The organism is Pedobacter caeni (assembly GCF_900129215.1).
Taxonomy (GTDB): Bacteria; Bacteroidota; Bacteroidia; order Sphingobacteriales; family Sphingobacteriaceae; genus Pedobacter; species Pedobacter caeni.
This window is the reverse complement of record NZ_FQUQ01000016.1, coordinates 1-4,159: the sequence shown is the minus strand read 5'-3', so window position 1 is coordinate 4,159 and position 4,159 is coordinate 1. Positions and strand designations below refer to the sequence as shown.

The 4,159-nt window shown below is 46.9% G+C and carries 1 protein-coding gene; it reads right to left on the bottom strand.

Annotated elements, in window-relative coordinates; translation table 11 throughout:
• The coding region (locus tag BUC20_RS33465; protein ID WP_073239195.1) for a beta strand repeat-containing protein at nucleotides 1–4,159 on the bottom strand (4,159 nt) is incomplete at both ends.

The window sequence follows — 4,159 nt, the reverse complement described above, 5'->3', positions numbered from 1 at the left end:
TATTCTCTATCTTCCCGGTAAATGATTTTGAGATGTTACCGGTAATGGTCAGGATCACTTTGTTTCCTGTTCCTGCCGGGATATCTGCACCAACATTGACATTGCTGCTGCTGCCCGTTCCTCCGGAAAGGATTTTTGCTGTCCCTACCGCTTCAGTAGTCCATTTTACATTTAAGATGTCACTGCTGATCAAATCGCTAATGGTCAGGTTATCTGCATTACTCAATGAAGTATTACTCACCTCTACCACATAGGTAATCAGGTCACCTGATTTAAGGTTGGCAGGTCCGGTTTTGGTAATCGTCAGGACTGGTGTTTTGCTCACTTCAGTTTCTACCGGCGGGGTCACCACTGGCGGGTTACCTGGTTCTGCAGGAGTACCTGTTGCGGTATTGCTCAGCTTACCTGCGAAAGCCGGATCAACCGTACCGGTAATGGTAATGATCACTTTATTCGCTGCTCCGGCAGTAATGTCTCCTTTCACAATAACCGAATTACCTGATCCGGTAGCTCCGGCAGTAACTGCTGCCGCTCCCGAAATACTGGTCGTCCATTGTACATTTTTGATTTGCGATGGTACATTATCGGTGATTACCAGGCCTTTTGCATTGCTGAGTCCGGTATTGCCGGCAGTAATCACATAAGTAATGGTCGAGCCTGCACCAATGGCTGCAGGGCCTGTTTTACTGATCGTGATGCCCGGTTTCTGATCTGTAGTAGTTTCTACCGGCGGGGTTACCACTGGCGGATTACCTGGTTCTACTGGAGTCGCGGTTGCAATGTTGCTCAGTTTACCAGAGAATGCAGCATCAACCGTACCGGTAATGGTAATGATGATTTTATTCGCTGCACCAGCGGCAATGTCTCCTTTTACAGAAACTGAATTACCTGATCCGGTAGCTCCGGCCGTTACACCTGCTGTTCCTGAAATACTGGTGGTCCATTGTACATTTTTAATTTGTGATGGTACATTGTCCGTAATCACCAGGTCCTTTGCATTACTTAATCCGGTGTTACCAGCAGTAATTACATAAGTAATCGGAGCGCCTGCAGTAATCGTTGCAGGACCTGTTTTACTGATCGTGATGCCCGGTTTCTGATCTGTGGTCGTTTCTACCGGTGGAGTCACCACTGGTGGATTACCTGGCTCAGCTGGAGTACCTGTTGCAACGTTACTCAGTTTACCAGAGAAAGCAGGATCAACTGTACCAGTAATGGTAATGGTGATTTTATTTGCTGCACCAGCGGCAATGTCTCCTTTTACAGAAACCGCATTACCTGATCCGGTGGCTCCGGCCGTTACGCCTGCTGTTCCTGAAATGCTGGTGGTCCATTGTACATTTTTGATTTGTGAAGGTACATTGTCCGTAATCACCAGGTCTTTGGCATTACTAGGTCCTGTGTTACCGGCAGTAATGACATAAGTGATCGGAGCACCTGCAGTAATTGTGGCAGGACCTGTTTTACTGATCGTAACGCCTGGACTCAAGCTACTCACCGTTTCCACCGGAGGAGTAACCACCGGAGGATTACCTGGCTCTATTGGGGTTACTGTTGCCGTGTTGCTTAGTTTACCTGCAAAAGAAGCACCAACAGTACCTGTGATGTCTATCGTGATCACATCGTTTAATCCCGATGGAACCGTTGCCGTTACGCTCAGGTTATTTCCTGTTCCGGTTAACCCACCCGATACTGTTGCATTTCCTGTTGCTGAAGTGATCCAGCTTACTCCGCTTAACTGAGCAGGAACCACATCGCTGATCACTGCATTTTGTGCAGTACCAGGTCCTGTGTTGCTTACTTTAATCTGGTATTTCATCACCTGACCTGCGATCACTGTTGCAGGTCCTGTTTTAGTGATTTGTAAGTTTGATACGTTTTTAACAGTGGTACTCACTTCTGAACTGATCACTGGTTTAGCAGGATCTGCAGGAGTAAGCGTTGCTTTGTTCAGCAGGATTCCGGCAAAGGTTGGATCAACCTTACCATTTATCATTACCAGGATGCTTCCGTTTGCCGGTACATCTGCAGTAATGTCTACTGTATTTACAGCTCCCGTTGCACCCGAGCTGATGGTTGCACCACCCGCAAGTGTACTGGTCCAGGAAACTCCTGTGACCTGAGCAGGAACAACATCCTTCACTTTTATTCCTTTTGCATCTGATGGTCCGGCATTACTGATCGCCAATGTATAGCGAATCGATTCTCCCGAATTCAGCGCAGCTGGACCACTTTTCACAAAGCTTAACTGTGCATTGTTGACAATATTGGTGGTTACCGGATCAGATGGCACTGCCGGATTTCCTGGTTCCGCAGGGGTCGCAACGGCCGTATTGGTTATGCTTCCGTTTGCTGCATTTGCCGGAACAAGCCCGGTAATCCTAACCGTTACTGCTCCGCTTCCTGCAGGAAGGTCAACTTTAAGGGCAACGGTATTTCCTGTACCTGTTGCTCCCAACCTGATCACAGCACCTGAATTCGCTGTTGCGTTCCAGTTTACACCGGTCAGCTGAGCAGGAACCGCATCGGTCACATCAACATTCATTGCATTTCCAGGACCTGCATTGTTCAACTCAAGGGTGTAACTGACCGTCTTACCTGCTTCAACACTTGTTGGTCCTGATTTCACAATCCTGACTCCTGATTTATTCGTTACTGTTGTCGTTACATCAGCTGAAGTTACCGGAGGGTTGCCTGGTTCTGATGGCGTAACTGTAGCATTATTTAACAATTGACCGCTAAAGCCAGGATCGATGGTTCCGTTAATGATGATATTGATTTCATTGGCTGCACCAGCAGGGATATTTGCAGAAACATTCACTGTATTTCCTGTTCCGGTAGCTCCCGAATTGACCTGGGCAGCACCTGCTGAACTTGCAGTCCAGCTGACCGCTTTAATGCCTGCCGGCACCACATCCTTGATCTGCGCCTGACTGGCATTACTTGGACCGCTGTTTTTTACTTTAATCGTATAGGTAATTGCAGAACCGGAAACGCCGGTCTGAGGTCCTGATTTACTGATACTCAATCCGGAAACAGAACTGATCTGTGTATTCACCGTACTGGTATTGTTAGCCAGGTTGAAATCAGCAATACCAGCTGGCATGGTTACACTGGCCACATTGCTGATACTACCAGATGGCGTATTCGCATTCACCACCCCATTTACCGTAATTAAAATGTAATTGGCCGTACCCACTGGTACATTCCCCTGGGTTACAACTGCATTTGAAGAACCTGCAGTGGCACCTGTCAGACTTGCTGTTCCGAAGGCCTGAGCACTCCAGCTAATCTGACCGATTTCTGCAGGTATGTTATCATTAACTGTTAGTCCGCTTACATTTATAGGTCCCTGGTTGCTGACTTTAATCGTATAAGCAATGGCAGATCCTGAAGTTACTGCCTGAGGCCCTGTTTTTTCTACTTTAATATCTGTAGACTGATTGACAGCAGTGACTACCGAACTGGTTCTTACTCCATTCGCAGTTACCGTAACCGTATTTGTAAATGTTGCACCAGCAGTAGTTTTAACTGTTCCTGTTACGTTGATTGTAATGGCGGTATTTGGATCACCATCTGCAGGAATATCTGCCTTAGTCAAAATATTATTATTCGTGCCTGAAACTGCTCCTGTGATCGTTGCACCTCCTGTTTTAGTGACTACCCAATTGCTGACCGCGATATCGTTAGGTACCGGGTCAGTGATATCGGCATTGGTAATGTTACCAGCACCTCCGTTTCTGATTACAATCGTATAACTGATCGGATCCCCGATATTCACCGTTGCAGGTCCGCTTTTCGATACCCTAAGCACCGGATCATTATTGATGATAGTGGATACACTGCTGGTATTTGAGCTTAGCTCAGGATCTGTTATCGGACTTCCCACAGGGAGAAGAGCAGTAGCTGTATTTGTAAACGTAGCCTGATCAGGATTACTTGCTTTGACTTTCGCAGTGATATCAATACTGATGACTCCTGTTGTTGCAGGAATATTTCCTGTAAGGTTAAGGTCTCCTGTACCATTAGCTGCGCTTAATGTAGCGCCACCAGTTAACGTCGAGGTCCAGCTTGCATTTTCAAGATTTCCAGGGATGGCATCTTTGATCAACACGCCGATCGCATCACTTGGTCCATCATTAACAATACGAAGGTTATA